Consider the following 16694-nt stretch of genomic DNA (forward strand, 5'->3'; position numbering starts at 1 on the left):
AATCCATCAACAAGTGATATTTTATGAATTACAGCAATTTTTCTGCAAAAGTGAGTTTCTGGCCAAATATGCATTTCACCGCAATAGAAATTCAGCAGTGCGGCGATCTCTATGAGATATATGCCACGGATATTTCCCGTCTCGCTAAAAGTAAGCTTTTCGTGGGGCGTACCCATGATCAACATCTGGCAGATTCCTACGCCAAACAGTTCGAAGAATGGCTGCCAAAAGTAAACCGTGAAATGAAGCTGCGAGAAATTACGCCTTTAGCCAGAAACACAGCTTCCTCGCGGATAAACCACCAAACAGAACTTGAAATTCTGCCGGGCTATTTGCACAACCAACGTGGGATGTAAAAATCTGCGAGCCATTACAGGCTGATTATTGGTCTCCTGCCATGAATGGCTTTTGCTTGTCAGCATGACACAGGTTTCCCAACGATAAATTCGCACAATGGAAAGCTTCTCTTTCCAGTGCGAGGAATGGTTGTGGACAACATTAAAGTCGGACTTTTTGGTATCGGACTTGAAACCTACTGGCCACAGTTTGCTGGGCTCAAGGAGCAACTTGAGCACTATCTTGCTGTGGTATCCCGGCGGCTACGAACTTACAACGCTGAGACTGTGGATGCCGGCCTGATCGATAACAGTGAGAAAACCGAGCAGGCGACGCAATTGTTCTTTAAGGAGAATGTTGACGTTGTGGTGTTATACATCACAACCTATGCGCTCAGTTCTACCGTGCTTCCGCTGGTGCAAAGCCTTAACAAGCCGGTTCTGATTTTGGCTTTGCAGCCGGAAATGTCGGTGCCTTGTCAGCAAATCAATCTACTCACCAAGCGCGAAGACCGCACCGGCCAATGGCTGGCGCACTGAAATATCCAGGCAGCCCGAATTACGTAAGGATATCCAGCAACGCCGTCCTCTGAAATAAAATCTTACTCACTCAACGGTTAAATCGTATACGTTCAACCAGACCATTGCTTTCGCATTCTAAAAAACTGAACCAGGCTAAATAATCCATCGTTATTAATGGGCCAGTTTATTGGATATAAGTGAGGAAGGAATGGATTTTGTACAACGCACCATCGAGTTAGCCATGAAAAATGTTGAAGAGGGCGGTCGCCCGTTTGCAACGGTCATTGTCCGTGATGGCAAGGTGATCGCTGAAAGCGCAAACAGCGTAGCTCAGACCAACGATCCCACCGCTCATGCTGAAATTCTGGCCATTCGCGAAGCCTGCCGCGAAACAGGCAGCGAAAATCTCACCGACTGCGACATTTATATTCTCGCCAGCCCATGTCCAATGTGCTTAGGCGCGCTTTATTATTGCAGTCCAAAGCAAGTTATTTACATCACTAAACGCGAGGAGTATTCAACCTATTATCGCGACGACCGCAAATACTTTGAACTTGACACTTTCTACGACGAATACAGTAAACCGATTGAACAACGTCGTTTGCCGATGAAATATGATCCACGACCTCAGGCATTAGATGTGTATAAACGTTGGCAAATATTAAATAAGTAATAAAGGATATTCACGCGCAGCCCGTGCTGCGCGTTGCCCCGGTAATGAACGCTGCTCAAACCGCTCTACCGGCATATACATGCGCCTTCTCTACTTGTCGATGCTGATTTCAGCACTCAAGAGTACAAATGCAAAAACGTAAATCAGGAACTTAGGAACGGGCGGTCTGGAAGTCTCTATCCTGGAGTTTGGTTGCATAGGACTAAAATTTGGATATGGCGCAGCATTGGATTTCGATGAAAATATTGGCGGCGCGGCGTTAACGCTTAGTGCGGCGGATATTACAGAGATTGAAACATTACTGGCAAAAATGCCGGTGATCGGCCACCGCTACTTAGCGCAGATGCAGGCAACCATCAATCGCTGATCGCCAAAGCGGTTGTAATGCGTGAGTTGAGCTGCCTGCTGGCGCAGGCAGCTCAGGTTATTACTTAGATTGCTGCTGTTTACTGTCTTCTTCTTTCTGCTTTTTATTCGCCATATGATGACCAACGGCACAACCGGCGGCCGCGCCAGCCACGCCGTGATGCGCCATGTGGCCCGCAACACCGCCGACTACCGCACCTTTAATACAGCCCTTGGCTTCAACCTGAGAAGTGACCGACAGCAACACGCCCGCAGTCAATACAATCAGAGAAAATTTACGCATTGGTTTACTTCCTTATTCATTATCGACATGCTGATTGTTGTTATCCTCGGTGAACTTAACGTATTAAACTGTAAGCAAAAATATTTTTATGCCATAAAGGTTTTAACAAAAATGATCACATCATCAGCAGGCATTTTAATCCTCGCGGCAGGTCAAGGTTCGCGCTATATCGCCAGCGGCGGCAGCGGTAATAAATTGCTTGCCAGCATGGGCGATGAGGCGAAGTCGGTGATTGAAACCGTCATCGAACAGGCGAAGCTGAGCGAATTGCCGGTAGCGCTGGTGACGCGTCCAGATTATCTGGCGGTGCGAGAACATGCTGAACGCGCGGGCGTGCAGCTTGTGCTGTGTGAAAGCGGCGGCAGCGGTGAATCGATTGCGGCGGGCGTAGCGATGACCGATCGCTGGAATGGATGGATCATTACGCTGGGAGATATGCCGTGGCTAACGGCGGCGCATCATCGGCGAGTCAATCAGGCGCTGGAGCAGGGCGCGGCGCAGGTTCGTTTTACTTACAAAGGAAAACCCGGCCATCCGGTCGGGTTTGATCGGCGCTACGCTGAGGCGTTACGCCATTTGCGCGGCGATGAGGGCGCCAGAGCGCTGCTGGATGCGCGCTTACTGGTCACCCTTGAAGCGGATGCCGATGTGCACCGTGATATTGATGTGATAGCTAAATCACGTTGAGCCGGGCCGCCGCGACATCGGCAACAATTGACAATGCCAGCGTGCGAGCATCTCTCGCCTGCGCAAAGATGCCAATCGGCGCTTTGATGCGCGCAATCTCATCTTCACTAAATCCCAGCGACAGCAGTTTCTCAACGCGCGTTGCATGCGTGCGTAGGCTGCCTAATGCACCGATATAGAAGGGCGCAGAACGCAGTGCCGCCAGCAGCACCGGCAGTTCACGATCCAGATCGTGATAGAGCAAAATCACCGCCGTGAAGGGATCGAGATTCTGCGTCTGCACATCCTCGCCGGATAGCACTTCGTAGCCGGCGGCATGCGCAATCGATGCGGTCGCTAGCGCTTCGACTGAACGTCCATATACCGTGACACGCGTTTTTGGCAGATAGCGGGTGATAAAGGCATCATCCTGCCAGCCGGATATCTCAGCGTAATCCACGTTAGCCAGCCGCTGAAATTTCGGCAAATAGCACAGCGCAGCGGGTTGCCGCTTTGCCAGCAGATCCAGCACGTTTCTCAACGGCTGCGCATCTCGTAGCCGATGGAAAGCCAGCGTGATCCCACCACCACAGGGCAGCACAATATCCAGATAAGGCGATCCTTCGCCATAGCGTACAACGCGATCTTTTCCGCTGGCGATAACCTGCAACGCTTCGTAAGCAGCCGCTGCTTCTACGCAGCCGCCGGAAACATAGCCGCAATAGCGGCCATCTTCCCGCACCACCATTTGCGCACCCAAGGCGCGCGCCGCGCCGCCGCGGATTTCAACCAGGGTGATCAACACGACGGCGAAATCCGCCTCCATTGCTTCTAATGCAAAGCGCAGAATGGTTTCGCTGTCATCGGTCTGCAAAGCCTGCTGCGGCTTAATCTGCGGTTGCAGATCGTCATCAATCAGTAGCTGATGCACTGCGCTTCTCCTCAGCGTTAGACAAGGGCGGGCAAGCCTTTAAGTAACTTATCCAGCGTGACCGGATAGTCACGCACGCGCACCCCGGTGGCGTTGTAAATGGCATTGGCGATTGCCGCGCTGACGCCGCACAAGCCCAGTTCACCGACGCCTTTGGCTTTCATCGGTGATGAGATGGGATCGGTGTCATCAAGGAAAATCACCTCCTGCTGCGGGATATCGGCGTGAACCGGCACTTCGTAGCCCGCCATATCGTGGTTGACGAAATACCCGAGGCGCTCATCGACGAACAGTTCCTCCATCAACGCGCCACCTAGGCCCATCGTCATAGCGCCAATCACCTGACTGCGCGCGGTTTTGGGATTGAGAATGCGTCCGGCGGCACAAACCGCCAGCATGCGCCGCACACGCACTTCGCCAGTGGCGACATCCACGCCGACTTCGATGAAGTGTCCGGCGAAAGTGGATTGCTGATATTGCTCGTCAAGATCGCCAAACTCGATGGTGTCTTCCACGGTGATGATGGCTTCGGCGGCGGCCTGGGCGAGCGTCGCGCTCTGGTTGCCGTCATGCACCTGACCCTCGCTGAAGGTGGCGCGTTGCGCGTCAAAGCCCAGTTTGCTGGCGACCGCTTCACGCAATTTCACGCAGGCGGCGTAAACGCCGGAGGTTGAGGTGTTCGCGCCCCATTGGCCGCCGGAACCGGCAGAAACCGGGAAGTCAGAATCGCCTAAGCGAACCACCACGCGCTCAATCGGCACGCCCATCATCTCCGCCGCGGTTTGTGCGAGGATGGTGTAGCTGCCGGTGCCGATGTCGGTCATGTCGGTTTCAACGGTGATGATACCTTTACCGTCCAGATGCACGCGCGCACCGGAAGACGTCACCATGTTGTTACGAAAGCCCGCTGCAACGCCCATGCCGACCAACCAGCGCCCATCCTTAACCATCGCCGGTTTAGCGTTGCGACCTGACCAGCCAAACCGCTCGGCGCCGGTGTTCAAACACTCAACCAACTGACGTCGGGAGAAAGGGCGCTCGGGTTTGGCCGGATCGACCTGCGTATCATTGAGAATGCGGAAAGCGATGGGATCGATCCCGACTTTTTCCGCCATTTCATCGATGGCAATCTCCAGCGCCATCAATCCCGGCGCTTCGCCCGGTGCGCGCATGGCGTTACCTTCAGGTAGATCCAGCGTGGCCAGTCGTAATCCTGTAAAGCGGTTAGCACCGGCGTAAAGCAGTTCCGTCTGCTGCACGGCAGTTTCCGGTGTGCCATCCGGCAAATTACCGGACCAGCTTTCATGCGCGATGGCCTGAATCTTACCGGATTGATCGGTGCCGATGCGGATGTGCTGAATGGTGGCCGGTCGATGCGTGGTGTTATTGGCGATGAGTGGCCGAGGCAGCATCACTTTGACCGGACGCTGAACGGCGCGCGCGCCCAACGCAGCTAACACCGCATCGCTGCGCAGGAACAGCTTGCCGCCAAAGCCGCCGCCGATATAAGGCGACACGATGCGGATCTTTTCCATCGGCATGTTGAGCGTGGCGGCCAGATCGGTGCGGCACCAGTCGATCATCTGATTCGAGGTCCAGACGGTGAGTTTGTCACCTTGCCATGTTGCCATCGAGGCGTGCGGTTCCATCGCGGTATGACTCTGGTCCGGCGTGGTGTAGTGCGCATCCAACTTGACGCCAGACGCAGCAAACGCAGCGGCGAAATCACCCACGGCCTTGTCAGGCGTGTCTTCGGGAGAGGAAGTGACCTCCGGCTTTTGCTGCGCGAGATTATAAACACCGTGCTCTCGCTGATAATCCACCTTGACTAAACTCGCCGCGGCACGCGCCTGCTCAAACGTCTCGGCAATCACCAATGCGACCGCCTGATGATAGTGTTCGATGGTATCTTCAGCCAACAAACGGGCCGTATTTTTATCGCCTTTACCCAGTTTTCCTGCGTTGTTAGCTGTCACCACCGCTAAGATGCCCGGCGCATTTTGCGCGGCTTGCACATCAATGGCGGTGATTTTCCCTTTGGCGATCGGCGCGCCGACCACATAGCCGTACGCCGCATCGGGCGCTTCGTTATGCCATTCGTAAGCGTAATGCGCCTGGCCGGAGGTTTTCAGCGGTCCGTCGATACGATTAAGTGGTTGACCGACCACTTTGAGCTGATCAATCGGATTATTGCCTGCGGGTTTTTCGAATTTCATCAGTTATCCCCTCGCTTCTGCCAATACGGAAGCGAGCGTGCGCTGCGCCAGAATGATTTTGAACTCGTTTTCAGCGGTGGGTTGTGCCGTGGCAAACAGCCGATCGCTCACCGCCTTAGCGCCCTGAATCACTGCGTTATCCGCCTCTTCCAGCCGCCACGGCTGATGTGCCACGCCACCGAGCGCCACGCGACCGGAGTTATCCGGCTGAATGATGGCGGCGACCGAGACCAGCGCAAAAGCGTAGGAGGCGCGATCGCGCACCTTACGGTAAATGTGTGTGCCGCCCAGCGGTGCCGGCAGTGAAACCGCAACAATCAGCTCGCCAGGATTGAGCACGGTTTCCAGATGCGGCGTGTTGCCAGGCGCGCGATAGAATTCAGCAATCGGGATGTTGCGCTCACTGCCATCCGGGCTGACCGTTTCTACCACCGCATCCAGCAAACGCATCGCCACTGCCATATCGCTCGGGTGGGTGGCGATACAGTCTTGACTGGTACCGACCACCGCATGCTGGCGACTAAAGCCGTCCAGCGCCGCGCAGCCGCTGCCGGGCAAACGCTTGTTGCACGGTTGGTTGGTATCATAGAAGTAGGGACAACGCGTACGCTGCAGCAAATTTCCTGCGGTGGTCGCCTGATTACGCAACTGACCGGAAGCGCCAGCCACTAACGCGCGCGACAGCACGCCATAATCGCGGCGAACGCGCGCATCGGCCGCCAGATCGGTGTTACGCACCAGTGCGCCGATGCGTAATCCGCCATCCGCCGTGGCTTCGATTTTGTCCAGCTCAAGGCCATTCACATCAATAAGATGTGCGGGTGTTTCAATCTCCAGCTTCATCAGGTCGAGCAAATTGGTGCCGCCCGCGATGAATTTGGCATTGGTATGTTGCAGGGCGCTGGTAGCGGCTTCGGCCGGGGTTTTTACCCGCTGATAGGTGAAGGCTTTCATGATTCCAGGCCCTCCGCGTACTCTTCTATCGCCGCAAGAATGTTGGAATAGGCCCCGCAACGACAGATATTGCCACTCATACGCTCGCGGATTTCAGCCGCGGTGAGTTGCGGTGCGGAGACTAAATCGTGGGTGACGTGGCTGGGAATGCCCGCTTTGATCTCTTCCAGCACCGCCATCGAGGAACAGATTTGCCCCGGTGTGCAGTAGCCGCACTGGTAACCATCATGCTTAATGAACGCCGCCTGCAAGGGATGCAGCTCGTCAGGATTTCCTAAGCCTTCAATGGTGGTGATTTCCGCATCCTGCTGCATCACGGCGAGCGTCAGGCACGAATTGATGCGACGACCGTTGACCATTACCGTACAGGCGCCGCATTGACCGTGATCGCAGCCTTTTTTGGTGCCGGTCAGATGCAGGTGCTCACGCAACGCATCCAGCAGCGTGGTGCGGGTATCCACATCTAATTGCTGCTGTATGCCGTTGACTTTGAAGCTGATTGGCAACATTGCAGGCGCGGGTGTTGTTAAGTGTTGGCTGCTCATGCCAAACCTCCAGTAAAAGGGTGAAATGTTGAGGTACAACTTATTTTTGTATGGTTTTAGAAGGGTAAGCATAGTCGGCATCTGCAAAAGCACTATCGGCAATCACTGAATGGGTTTATGAGCGAGAGTAATAAAAGCAGGAAGGGGCGGTTAAATGGGAGTGAAAAGCCTATGACAAAATGGGGTCACGATGACATCGATATAAATCCAACATAGTGTGTTTTATCGGCCTCAAGTGGCTTTTACACCCAATATGTTGGATTTAAGTTTGTCTTAGACGAGCTGTTGTTCCAAAAAGGCGATGAACGCTCTTACCTTGGAATTTAGCGCCGAACGCTCGTTAACACAGGCATAAATATTCATTGGCAAAGCCGCAACATCGCTTTTATCTCCTTGATCTGAGTGGAACAAAGCTATGAGTTGGCCCCGCTCAATCAACGGTTGAGCGATAAAACTCGCCAGCCGGGCAATGCCACCGCCGTTTTCGGCGATTTTCGCAATGATATCAATATCGTCACTGATGAACTCTGGATTGAGCTTTGCGTTCACCGGCTGGCCGTTGACCATAAACGTCCACGGAAGAAAGCGTCCATCTGTCGGATAGCGGAAAACCAAACAGGCGTGCTGGCTCAGCTCTTCAGGCATTTTAGGAATGCCCGCGCGCGCCAGATAAGCGGGTGCAGCGCAGAAAATAAAGGGTAATGAGGCAATTTTACGGGCGATGAGTTGATCGTTTAGTTGCGCCTCAATACGAATACTGACGTCGACGCCTTCTAAACGGTGATCGACATTGCGGTCGGTACTGATCAGTTCGATATCAATATCGGGGTAAGTTTGTTTAAAAGCGGGCATCAGCGGGGCAAGAACGTGTCTGCCAAAAGCGGCCGTAGTGGCGATGCAAAGTGAGCCCTGCGGTTTGGTTTCAATCGCCGCAGCCTGCGAGGCAAGGTCAATGTCTTGGGGAATATGTCGGACTTTTTCAAAATAGCGTTTACCGCTTTCGGTTAACGTCATACTGCGGGTGGTGCGTGAAAGCAACCGTACGCCTAAATGTGTCTCCAGACGTGCAACGCTCTGACTGACCGCCGCTGGACTCATTCCTTTCGCGCGCGCGGCGGCGGCAATGCTGCCGTTTTCCACTACGCGGATAAACGTGTTAATCAATCCCAGTAAGTCCATACATCCCTCAATATGCGATTCGTTGCTTTTACTTAATAATGATTAAAGCAGCAGTGTTCTACCCGCATCATGATTCGCTTGATAGGTTACCGGCTGTTTTGCTTAAACTGACTAAACAGGATAGCGTTATGACAGCAGCCATTGAGAAAAATACCGCACGCAGACGCCTGCCAAAACATGTTTCACCTTACATCTTTGCGCTTTACATGGCGACCATCATGGCGTTTCTGATGAGCCTGGTCATCACCTTCGCCGAGTTTGGTATCGGCCCGCATTATATGGAAAATGTGATGAATGCATATCAAGTTGCGATGCCAGCAGCTTTCGTTTGCATACTCGTGGTACGCCCGATTGTGGTCCGGTTAGTCGGGTTGACGGTGCATGGTCATTGAAGGGTTTGCAACTCGCTCGTGTCAGTTCTCATTGAGCGCATACAACTCTGTTTTGCAAAAAGTCGATGAACGCTCGTACTTTTTCAGGTACATGGCGAGTGTTGGGGTAGAGCGCATAAATTCCCTGGCGGGGAAAATGATGATCTGGCAGTAGTTGGATTAACTTCCCCAGGCGCAACTCTTCCTTTACAAGCCACGCAGGTAAGAGGGCAATGCCAGCCCCTCCTAGAGCAAAAGCCAGGAGTGATGCCGCATTGTCGGCCATGATTGTGGCGGGACTATGCACGTTGAAAATCACGCTTTCACAGGATGGTGTTGTAACTTGCCAGCTCAATGGTGCTGACAGACGGCTATGTGCAATCCATCTCGCATCAGCAAGTTGCTCCAGAGTGGTAATGGGATGGTCTTTCACAGTGTTGAGATAGTCTGGGGAAGCTACGGGATAAATATCGAAGCGATCGATGAGCCGTGCATGGTGACTTGAATCGGCAAGTTGGCCAAGCCGGATTGCCACATCAAAACGTCCAGAAATAAGGTCGTCATTCTTTGATGATGAAACGTGTTGAATACGCAGTTGTGGATGTCTGGATGAAAATTCTGCCAGAGCCGGCACAACCACTCGCGATCCATACTCGGGTGTAGTGGTAATGCGTAATAATCCAATCAATCCGGTATGATCGCGTCGTACTTCATCAAGGACGCGTTCAGCATCCTGCAGAAGTTGCCGGCAACGCTGATAAAACCTTTCTCCACTGTCCGTAGCAGACACACGTCGCGTGCTACGAGTCAGCAATGAGACACCCAGCTCACCTTCAAGCTGTTTAATATTGAAGCTGACTACCGCTTTAGTCAGCCCCAGCGTATCGGCTGCTTTAGTGAAACTACCGGCTTCTACCACTGCAACAAACATCTCAAGACGCTGCAGATTAATCATCAGTTACTCCCATTAAAGAATCCGACTGTCAAAATATCTTTGACAGTGTAACAACCGAATGCGCATTTATCATGGTAACTAATGTTCCTATAGTTCACGCATTATGCTGTTTTGATGAGAAAAAGATGACTTATCGTGTGCGTGTGGGCTGTGTATATTTGCTAGGATTTTTTATCGACCTGGTAAACATGTTTATTGCCAATGTTGCTTATCCTGAAATTGCTCGTGAGTTTGACTCGCCGGTGAATCAACTGGCGTGGATAAGTAACAGCTATATTCTGGCGCTTACGCTGGTAATACCGCTTAGCAATTACCTGGCTAAACGTTTTGGCACTAAGCGCCTGTTTATGGTTTCCCTGATGATTTTCATTATTGGGAGTTGTGGTGTGGGGTCGTCTTCATCGCTAGTACAGTTGATTACCTGGCGAGGGATACAGGGAATGGGCGGTGGCATGTTGATTCCTCTGGGGCAAACAATGACCTATGCGTTGTTTAAAAGTCATGAACGCGCACGATTATCTTCTGCTGTGATGTTAGTAGCGTTACTTGCGCCAGCACTCTCGCCAGTTATCGGAGGGATATTGGTTGAAAGCCTCAGCTGGCGCTGGGTATTTTTTGCAAGTGTACCGCTGTCAGTTATCGCCCTTGCATTAGCCGCATGCTGGCTTAAATCAGACCAACGTCGCGAAAATCATGAGAGCCTGGATGTAGGAGGTTTGATCGGCGGTTGTACAGGATTGACCTTGATACTTTTTGGACTGACGTATCTGGGTGACTCTCAGCATTTCCAGCAAGGTGGTCTACTGCTACTGTTGGGCTCATTCATCATGGCCGGATACGTATGGAATGCCATGCATAAAACGCATCCTCTCCTAAACTTGCGCCTGGTAAAAGATCCTCTCTTACAGACCGCGATGCTGATTTACCAGTTCATACCAGGTTTATTCATGGGAGTGAGTATGATCGCTATGCTCTACCTGCAAAACCAGCTTGGCATGCATGCCTCATTAGTCGGAGCCATGATGCTACCATGGTCACTAGCATCGTTTGCGGCGATCACGTTGACCGGCAAAAAATTCAATACATTTGGGCCAAGCCCGTTATTTATTTCGGGTTGTCTGATTCAGGCGACAGGCATTGGGCTACTGGCCATGTCAGGTCATGATGCTGATGTTGTGATATGTATATCGGCCTTCACACTGATGGGATTCGGTGGGAGCTTATGCAGTAGCACGGCACAAAGTTCTGCTTTCATTCAAATAGCAGAGAATGAACTTGCTGATGCCAGCGCCATTTGGAATATCAATCGTCAGCTCAGCTTCTGTCTGGGCGTTACCCTCATCAGTCTGTTATTTAACGTTATAGCCGACACCGGGGTTCCAACATACCAAGCCTATCATCTGTGTTTTGCCATAGCGGCATGCAGCGCCGTTATACCCATAGCATGTTGTTTCCGCATAGCTAATCAGGACATTATATTTACTTTAAAACAGGAGCAAAAATGAATCGTTATTTCAAGGAAGTAATGGATGCGCATGAACTCATCCGCAATTGGCTGGGAAATTCAGCAGCGGATGATGAGGTTTGCGAGAAATTACTCGCTCGCTTTAGTCCAGCGTATTCGATGATGACGACGGGGGGTGTATTACTCAACTTCAACCAATTGAATAGTTTCTTTCGCACTCAGCGTGGCGCACGACCGGGCCTTAATATTGAAATCACTGATTTGCAGATTGTTGCTGAGAGTGAAGGGGGGGCAATTGTAACCTATAAAGAAAGGCAGGAAATTTTCGCACAGGCAGCCACACTTCGTTTTTCAACAGTTGTGTTTGAACTAAATCAGGATGGAACGGTGATCTGGCGGCATCTACATGAAACATCGATGCATCTCGATTAAGCTTTATTTTGTATTTAAAATGATCAAGGAGTTATCCAGTGCGTACCCGTGATTCGGCCCGTTTGCTTATTATCAATTCTCTCAATCAGGTTTTATTGTTCAGGTTCAGGCATGAAAATGATGAGCTGGCCGGTAAAGCATACTGGGCCACCCCCGGTGGAGGCGTGAAATCAGGAGAGACTTTTGAGCAGGCAGCCATCAGGGAGCTTAGAGAAGAAACAGGTATCTATGTTAATGATGTGGGGCAGCCGTTAACGGAGAGAACTTTTGAAATGACTCTACCCAGCGGTGAGGTGGTTCTGGCAAATGAGCGATTTTATTTAATTAAAGTCGCTGATGAAGAAATCAGTACCAGCGGATGGACTGAAAATGAAAAAACAGTCATTGATGATTATCACTGGTGGGATCTAAATGAACTGCGGAATAATGACGATGTGGTTTACCCCTCAAATATTCCCGATATCTGCTTAATGCGGGGTTAACTAGCTATCAGGTGACATTATCAAATTGGATTCTCAATTAGGTGCGCATAATCATGATTATGTTAAATGAACTCTCTACGCGCGCATTCAAATCACCATCAGCCCATCACCTGCCTTTAATCACCTCAATCAACAACAATCCGTCACTAGCGATAATTCTGGCAACGGACTGTTGAACTAACGATGTCGTTATCTGCGTCCTTTAATCACTGATGCCTTCCAGTTGAAGTCACTGACTTCACTCTCTTTCAGCGATTCCGGTTTCTTCCTGCGCGTTGGTGTTTTCTTTGCTTTATCAGCCAGCGCTTTCTCTTTGGCCAGTTTCATCGTCATGATTTGCTGACGGGCTTCCGCCGTGAACTCTTTCTCTTTCTTCGCATCCGGCTCTTTGCCGGTGCGCTGGCGATACTTTTCCATCAATCCTTTAAACGCTTCTTCTACTGCAACGCGTTCATTGAGATTGAATTGATCGATGGAAATCATTTTCTTGTCGTTCATAGCGTACCGTCCAATAGTGATTTTCTGGCAACAAGTGTACCGCATTTACCGGCAATGAAGATCGCACCATTGCCGCTGGCGAGGCTTTCTTGTAACCTTTGCCGTCAACATTTTAAGGATTTCCTATGAACGATCATCGCTCCAAAGATCCCTTGCACGGCGTCACGCTTGAGATGCAAATTAATGCGCTGGTCGCCCATTATGGCTGGGCCGAACTGGGTAAGCTCATCAATATCAACTGCTTCAAAAGCGATCCGAGCGTCAAATCGAGCCTGAAGTTTTTGCGCCGCACACCGTGGGCACGCGCCGAAGTTGAAGCACTTTATCTCGATTCACTGGATGATTTTACTGCGGATAAAGCGGATGTTTCAGCACCAAATCCCTGGACGATGGGCAAAGATAAGTAGTTATTGATGATAAAACAGGCAGCGCTACGTCAATTCTTGGAAGTTTCTGCCCTGCTCCTTTCACAGAATTCACGTAGCGACGTCATATCAACTTCCCGATTTTTCCTCCGTTCTGTCACTTCATAACTTCCCAACCTTGCCCGCGTCATCACATTTTCCAATGACCGATCGTATTGTAAGTTTCCATTCTGCATGACAATATCGCTACATGTATATACATGTACCACCAAGAGAAGCCACATCATACTAACAATTATTCGCCCTCTTTAGACGCTTCAGCGAGGAAACTATGTCAGCCGAATCACCTGCAGCAGATTACGCCGGCGCAGAGAAACAGCGCCTGTCAGAAACGCGATCCATTGATTACATTCCTCCGAGCGAACGCCACGGACATCCTTTTAGCCAGTTCACCTTATGGTTTGGCGGTAATTTGCAGATTACCGCCATCGTGACCGGTGCGCTGGCGGTGGTATTGGGTGGCGATGTAGTGTGGTCGATCATCGGCTTGCTGGTTGGGCAAGTTGTCGGTGCGACGATCATGTCGCTGCATGCCATTCAGGGGCCGCGCCTCGGATTGCCGCAGATGATCACCAGCCGCATGCAGTTTGGCGTTTATGGTGCGGTAATTCCGTTAGTGTTGGTGTGCATCATGTATGTCGGATTTTCAGCCAGCGGCACGGTGTTGGCCGGACAGGCGCTGGCCAAATTGATCAATAGCAGCAATGCTTCAGGCATGATCCTGTTCAGCGCGATTATCGTGGTCATCGCGGTGCTGGGATATCGCGTGATTCACAAGCTCGGTAAAGTGGCCAGCGTGATTGGCGTGCTCGCCTTTGTTTACCTGTTTATCACGCTGCTCTCAACGCATGATCTTTCTGCAGTATGGCAAAACCAGCATTTCACCGTCGCTAACTTCCTGCTGGCGGTTTCGTTGTCGTCATCCTGGCAGATTGCTTTTTGCCCCTATGTTTCTGACTATTCGCGCTATTTACCGGCCAACGTCTCAGCGAAAAAACTCTTTAGCTGCGTTTTCTTCGGTACCGTTTTAGGCACCCAGGCCTCCATGACGTTGGGCGTAATTGTCGCGGCGATTGCCGGTAAGGCTTTTTCTGGCAACGAGGTTGGCTATATCGTCAGTTTAGGCAGCAGCGCCACGATGGCGATGGTGATTTACTTTGCGATCTGCTTCGGCAAAATCACCTTCACCACGCTGAATGCTTACGGCAGCTTTATGTCGCTCACCACCATCGTTTCAGGCTTTCGGCAGAAAACTTCACTGAGTCGTGGCGGCCGCATTCTGTTTGTGGTGCTGATGGTGACGATTTCATGTGTGATTGCACTGATCAGCGAACCCGCATTCCTGAAGTCTTTCACTCATTTCCTGCTGTTTTTACTGGCCTTTTTTGTACCGTGGAGCGCCATTAGCCTGACAGATTTCTACCTGATCACCAAAGGCAAGGTCGATGTACCGGCGCTTTCTCAGCCCAACGGACGCTACGGTCGCTGGAACTGGGCGGGCATAATTGTCTACTTCTGCGGCGTGCTGGTGCAGTTGCCGTTCATTGATAATCCACTGCATCACGGATCGTTAACCTGGATTTTTGCCGGTAACGATGTATCGTGGATTATTGGCTGGTTTGTCACCGCGCTGCTGTGGTTAGCCGCCAGAAAGTTCGATCGTCGCGGAATGTTAGCGCACTCTGTTTACCCCAATCAGTGACAATGTCACGCACCCTGCATTAATGAATTGCGCTCACAAGTGTTTGCAGCTTTGAGCGCATTATCATTCAGCCATCGCGCCGCTACACTTTAACCATGCTGCACTGACATGGAGATAAAGATGAACGACCAATTTGACGGCAATGGTATCTTCCCGAAAGGGCCTAAAAACGACGCGTTTGCGCAATACTTCACCGGTACCAGCTATCTGAGCATGCTGACGACAGAAGGCGTCAACATCGGCAACGTGGTGTTTGAACCCGGCTGCCGTAATAACTGGCATATCCATCATGGCGGCGGGCAGATTTTGCTGGTGACTGGCGGAACCGGCTGGTATCAGGAGTGGAATCAGCCGGCGCGTCAGTTAGTGGCGGGCGATGTGGTAAACATTCCGGCGGGATTGAAGCATTGGCATGGCGCGTCGGCGGATAGCTGGTTCGCACATATTGCCATCGCAGTACCGGCTGAAGGCGCTTCTAACGAGTGGCTGGAGCCGGTTTCTGACGAGGAATATCAGCAACTGTAAGGTGCGCCTTTTGATAGCGGTCGCCATGAATGGCGACCCTACGGGATTATTTGTAACTTACTACCGTCACCCAATTGGCATCTCCGCCGGCTGGCGCCTCGCCAACGCGTTTCAGCGCCCCGCTTTCCTGATCAATGGCATAGCTGCCGGTAAGCGCACTCTTTTCGCCGCTGGCAATCAGCCAACGTCCGTCAGCGGTAATCGCGATACCGCGCGGCTGCTTCTCGACTTGCCAGCTATCAATCAGCGTCAGTTTGCCATCATCTTTATTGATCCGGTATCCACTGATGGTGCTGCTGGTGCGTTCGCTGACATACAGAAAACGGCCGTCTGGCGTGAGACGAATATCGGCTGCCCAGATGCGCGGCGTAGTGTCGCTGTAGCCCGGCGGTCGCTCTTTACCGTGTTGCAGCTTATATTTCTCAGCGACGGCATTCGGCGTCTCCGCCACTTTCACCAGCTCACCGCTGGCTTCACGACGAAACTGCGTAATGATGCCGCCCATTTCACCGATGTTGTAGAGATAGCGATTATCTGGCGACAACACCGAATGACGCGGTCCGTTCTCTGTCGCCGTTTTAACATAACCGTTGCCCAAGCCCGACAGTTCGCCTACGGCGTTTAGCTTCAATTGCAGCACGCGATCGGTACCGAGATTGCCGACATAAGCGTGTTTTCCGCTCGCATCGACAATCACCGAGTGCGCGGCATGTCCGGTTTTGTAACTACCGACCGGCGGTGCCATCAGCTTGCCATCGTTATTGAGTTGGTAAACGTGCACCACATCGCCGTCGTAGGACGCGCCCAGCAGAAAACGCCCTTGCGGATCCGTGCTGATGTAGGGATAACTGGCCGCAGCGGAGACGGTATTCAATGGGCTGAGATCGCCCGATTTGCTGTCGATGTTCCAGCTCACCAGTTGCAGCGGTTTGCTGCGAATCGCGGCGTACAGATGCTTATGATCGGCGCTCAACGCCATCGGCATCACTTTGCCACCGGCTTGCGTGCGTCCCAACAGTTGTAATGCACCGGTTTGCTCGTTCAGCGCGTAGCGCGCGAGGGTGCCATCATCGGCTTCTGAGACGTAGACAAAAGTTTGCGCCAGTAACGGCGCACTGGCAGCCAACGACGCTAACAGCGTCGCCGTGCGTAATATCTTCTTCATGCTG

The 16694-nt window shown here is 51.8% G+C and carries 21 protein-coding genes; 12 read left to right on the forward strand and 9 right to left on the reverse strand.

Annotated features, from left to right (window positions below):
* Nucleotides 1-23: 23 nt before the first annotated feature.
* The 4 genes from PanJK_RS00530 (at nucleotide 24) to PanJK_RS00545 (ending at nucleotide 1897) form a co-directional block, all read left to right on the forward strand.
* Entirely contained in the window at nucleotides 24-356 is a 333-nt protein-coding gene (locus PanJK_RS00530; protein ID WP_256698697.1) for a hypothetical protein, read from the forward strand.
* Nucleotides 357-488: 132 nt separating this feature from the next.
* Nucleotides 489-875: a hypothetical protein gene (locus PanJK_RS00535; protein ID WP_265296727.1), complete on the forward strand. Its 387-nt coding sequence runs from the start codon at nucleotides 489-491 to the stop codon at nucleotides 873-875.
* A 190-nt stretch (nucleotides 876-1065) separates the two neighbouring features.
* Nucleotides 1066-1530: a nucleoside deaminase gene (locus PanJK_RS00540; protein ID WP_265296729.1), complete on the forward strand. Its 465-nt coding sequence runs from the start codon at nucleotides 1066-1068 to the stop codon at nucleotides 1528-1530.
* A gap of 226 nt (nucleotides 1531-1756) precedes the next feature.
* On the forward strand, nucleotides 1757-1897 hold the full coding sequence (locus PanJK_RS00545) for a hypothetical protein (protein ID WP_265296730.1): 141 nt from the start codon (nucleotides 1757-1759) through the stop codon (nucleotides 1895-1897).
* Between the two features lie 60 nt (nucleotides 1898-1957).
* Here the strand turns inward: PanJK_RS00545 and PanJK_RS00550 are convergent, their stop codons facing one another.
* Nucleotides 1958-2179: a hypothetical protein gene (locus PanJK_RS00550; RefSeq protein WP_008106155.1), complete on the reverse strand. Its 222-nt coding sequence runs from the start codon at nucleotides 2177-2179 to the stop codon at nucleotides 1958-1960.
* Nucleotides 2180-2290: 111 nt separating this feature from the next.
* Between PanJK_RS00550 and PanJK_RS00555 the strand changes: the two genes are divergently transcribed.
* On the forward strand, nucleotides 2291-2866 hold the full coding sequence (locus PanJK_RS00555; RefSeq protein ID WP_265296731.1) for an NTP transferase domain-containing protein: 576 nt from the start codon (nucleotides 2291-2293) through the stop codon (nucleotides 2864-2866).
* On the opposite strand, the gene PanJK_RS00560 is transcribed toward PanJK_RS00555, so the two are convergent.
* The 5 genes from PanJK_RS00560 to PanJK_RS00580 all read right to left on the reverse strand — a co-directional run bounded on the left by PanJK_RS00560 (nucleotide 2853) and on the right by PanJK_RS00580 (nucleotide 8670).
* Nucleotides 2853-3776, reverse strand: coding sequence for an XdhC family protein (locus PanJK_RS00560; RefSeq protein WP_265296732.1), 924 nt, complete (start codon nucleotides 3774-3776; stop codon nucleotides 2853-2855). The genes PanJK_RS00555 and PanJK_RS00560 overlap by 14 nt on opposite strands.
* 17 nt (nucleotides 3777-3793) lie before the next feature.
* A complete protein-coding gene (paoC, locus tag PanJK_RS00565; RefSeq protein ID WP_265296733.1) occupies nucleotides 3794-5992 on the reverse strand; it encodes an aldehyde oxidoreductase molybdenum-binding subunit PaoC in 2199 nt (732 codons plus the stop codon).
* Nucleotides 5993-5995: 3 nt separating this feature from the next.
* Nucleotides 5996-6946 carry an FAD binding domain-containing protein gene (locus PanJK_RS00570; RefSeq protein WP_265296734.1) on the reverse strand — a complete coding sequence of 317 codons (951 nt, stop codon included), beginning with the start codon at nucleotides 6944-6946 and terminating at the stop codon, nucleotides 5996-5998.
* Nucleotides 6943-7491: an aldehyde dehydrogenase iron-sulfur subunit PaoA gene (paoA, locus tag PanJK_RS00575; RefSeq protein WP_265296736.1), complete on the reverse strand. Its 549-nt coding sequence runs from the start codon at nucleotides 7489-7491 to the stop codon at nucleotides 6943-6945. Before paoA ends, PanJK_RS00570 begins: the two co-directional genes overlap by 4 nt.
* A gap of 273 nt (nucleotides 7492-7764) precedes the next feature.
* Nucleotides 7765-8670, reverse strand: a complete 906-nt coding sequence (locus tag PanJK_RS00580; RefSeq protein WP_256698706.1) for a LysR family transcriptional regulator — start codon at nucleotides 8668-8670, stop codon at nucleotides 7765-7767.
* 128 nt (nucleotides 8671-8798) lie between these two features.
* On the opposite strand from PanJK_RS00580, the gene PanJK_RS00585 reads away from it, so the two are divergent.
* Nucleotides 8799-9062 (forward strand): DUF2798 domain-containing protein, encoded by a 264-nt coding sequence (locus PanJK_RS00585; RefSeq protein ID WP_256698707.1) that lies wholly within the window; start codon nucleotides 8799-8801, stop codon nucleotides 9060-9062.
* Between the two features lie 28 nt (nucleotides 9063-9090).
* Here the strand turns inward: PanJK_RS00585 and PanJK_RS00590 are convergent, their stop codons facing one another.
* Nucleotides 9091-9996: a LysR family transcriptional regulator gene (locus PanJK_RS00590; protein WP_265296737.1), complete on the reverse strand. Its 906-nt coding sequence runs from the start codon at nucleotides 9994-9996 to the stop codon at nucleotides 9091-9093.
* A gap of 125 nt (nucleotides 9997-10121) precedes the next feature.
* Here PanJK_RS00590 and PanJK_RS00595 point away from each other — a divergent pair, with 125 nt between their 5' ends.
* Genes PanJK_RS00595 through PanJK_RS00605 form a run of 3 tightly spaced genes read left to right on the forward strand, consistent with a single transcriptional unit; the run spans nucleotide 10122 to nucleotide 12375 of the window.
* Nucleotides 10122-11501, forward strand: a complete 1380-nt coding sequence (locus PanJK_RS00595; RefSeq protein WP_256698709.1) for an MFS transporter — start codon at nucleotides 10122-10124, stop codon at nucleotides 11499-11501.
* Nucleotides 11498-11893 carry a DUF4440 domain-containing protein gene (locus tag PanJK_RS00600; RefSeq protein WP_265296738.1) on the forward strand — a complete coding sequence of 132 codons (396 nt, stop codon included), beginning with the start codon at nucleotides 11498-11500 and terminating at the stop codon, nucleotides 11891-11893. The genes PanJK_RS00595 and PanJK_RS00600 overlap by 4 nt, the downstream gene beginning before the upstream one ends.
* A gap of 38 nt (nucleotides 11894-11931) precedes the next feature.
* Complete coding sequence (locus PanJK_RS00605; protein WP_265296739.1) at nucleotides 11932-12375, forward strand: NUDIX hydrolase; 444 nt, start codon at nucleotides 11932-11934, stop codon at nucleotides 12373-12375.
* Nucleotides 12376-12564: 189 nt separating this feature from the next.
* Here the strand turns inward: PanJK_RS00605 and PanJK_RS00610 are convergent, their stop codons facing one another.
* The gene (locus tag PanJK_RS00610; protein WP_256696458.1) at nucleotides 12565-12873 is read right to left on the reverse strand and encodes a hypothetical protein; all 309 of its coding nucleotides are present in this window, start codon (nucleotides 12871-12873) and stop codon (nucleotides 12565-12567) included.
* A gap of 125 nt (nucleotides 12874-12998) precedes the next feature.
* Here PanJK_RS00610 and PanJK_RS00615 point away from each other — a divergent pair, with 125 nt between their 5' ends.
* The 3 genes from PanJK_RS00615 (at nucleotide 12999) to PanJK_RS00625 (ending at nucleotide 15525) form a co-directional block, all read left to right on the forward strand.
* Nucleotides 12999-13280 (forward strand): VF530 family protein, encoded by a 282-nt coding sequence (locus PanJK_RS00615; protein WP_265296740.1) that lies wholly within the window; start codon nucleotides 12999-13001, stop codon nucleotides 13278-13280.
* 289 nt (nucleotides 13281-13569) lie between these two features.
* Nucleotides 13570-15000, forward strand: coding sequence for a purine-cytosine permease family protein (locus PanJK_RS00620; protein WP_265296741.1), 1431 nt, complete (start codon nucleotides 13570-13572; stop codon nucleotides 14998-15000).
* A gap of 120 nt (nucleotides 15001-15120) precedes the next feature.
* Entirely contained in the window at nucleotides 15121-15525 is a 405-nt protein-coding gene (locus PanJK_RS00625; RefSeq protein WP_154156110.1) for a cupin domain-containing protein, read from the forward strand.
* A 46-nt stretch (nucleotides 15526-15571) separates the two neighbouring features.
* Here the strand turns inward: PanJK_RS00625 and PanJK_RS00630 are convergent, their stop codons facing one another.
* Nucleotides 15572-16690, reverse strand: a complete 1119-nt coding sequence (locus tag PanJK_RS00630; RefSeq protein WP_256696455.1) for a lactonase family protein — start codon at nucleotides 16688-16690, stop codon at nucleotides 15572-15574.
* Nucleotides 16691-16694: the final 4 nt, after the last annotated feature.

The sequence above is a fragment of the Pantoea sp. JK genome, assembly GCF_026130245.1.
In the GTDB taxonomy this organism is placed as follows: Bacteria; Pseudomonadota; Gammaproteobacteria; order Enterobacterales; family Enterobacteriaceae; genus Pantoea; species Pantoea trifolii.

Excerpts from the sequence above, each read along its gene's own strand:
- PanJK_RS00530 (WP_256698697.1), top strand. The coding sequence starts at position 24 with ATGAATTACAGCAATTTTTCTGCAAAAGTGAGTTTCTGGCCAAATATG.
- PanJK_RS00540 (WP_265296729.1), top strand. The coding sequence starts at position 1,066 with ATGGATTTTGTACAACGCACCATCGAGTTAGCCATGAAAAATGTTGAA.
- PanJK_RS00550 (WP_008106155.1), bottom strand. The coding sequence starts at position 2,179 with ATGCGTAAATTTTCTCTGATTGTATTGACTGCGGGCGTGTTGCTGTCG.
- PanJK_RS00555 (WP_265296731.1), top strand. The coding sequence starts at position 2,291 with ATGATCACATCATCAGCAGGCATTTTAATCCTCGCGGCAGGTCAAGGT.
- paoC (WP_265296733.1), bottom strand. The coding sequence starts at position 5,992 with ATGAAATTCGAAAAACCCGCAGGCAATAATCCGATTGATCAGCTCAAA.
- PanJK_RS00570 (WP_265296734.1), bottom strand. The coding sequence starts at position 6,946 with ATGAAAGCCTTCACCTATCAGCGGGTAAAAACCCCGGCCGAAGCCGCT.
- paoA (WP_265296736.1), bottom strand. The coding sequence starts at position 7,491 with ATGAGCAGCCAACACTTAACAACACCCGCGCCTGCAATGTTGCCAATC.
- PanJK_RS00580 (WP_256698706.1), bottom strand. The coding sequence starts at position 8,670 with ATGGACTTACTGGGATTGATTAACACGTTTATCCGCGTAGTGGAAAAC.
- PanJK_RS00585 (WP_256698707.1), top strand. The coding sequence starts at position 8,799 with ATGACAGCAGCCATTGAGAAAAATACCGCACGCAGACGCCTGCCAAAA.
- PanJK_RS00590 (WP_265296737.1), bottom strand. The coding sequence starts at position 9,996 with ATGATTAATCTGCAGCGTCTTGAGATGTTTGTTGCAGTGGTAGAAGCC.
- PanJK_RS00595 (WP_256698709.1), top strand. The coding sequence starts at position 10,122 with ATGACTTATCGTGTGCGTGTGGGCTGTGTATATTTGCTAGGATTTTTT.
- PanJK_RS00600 (WP_265296738.1), top strand. The coding sequence starts at position 11,498 with ATGAATCGTTATTTCAAGGAAGTAATGGATGCGCATGAACTCATCCGC.
- PanJK_RS00610 (WP_256696458.1), bottom strand. The coding sequence starts at position 12,873 with ATGAACGACAAGAAAATGATTTCCATCGATCAATTCAATCTCAATGAA.
- PanJK_RS00615 (WP_265296740.1), top strand. The coding sequence starts at position 12,999 with ATGAACGATCATCGCTCCAAAGATCCCTTGCACGGCGTCACGCTTGAG.
- PanJK_RS00620 (WP_265296741.1), top strand. The coding sequence starts at position 13,570 with ATGTCAGCCGAATCACCTGCAGCAGATTACGCCGGCGCAGAGAAACAG.
- PanJK_RS00625 (WP_154156110.1), top strand. The coding sequence starts at position 15,121 with ATGAACGACCAATTTGACGGCAATGGTATCTTCCCGAAAGGGCCTAAA.
- PanJK_RS00630 (WP_256696455.1), bottom strand. The coding sequence starts at position 16,690 with ATGAAGAAGATATTACGCACGGCGACGCTGTTAGCGTCGTTGGCTGCC.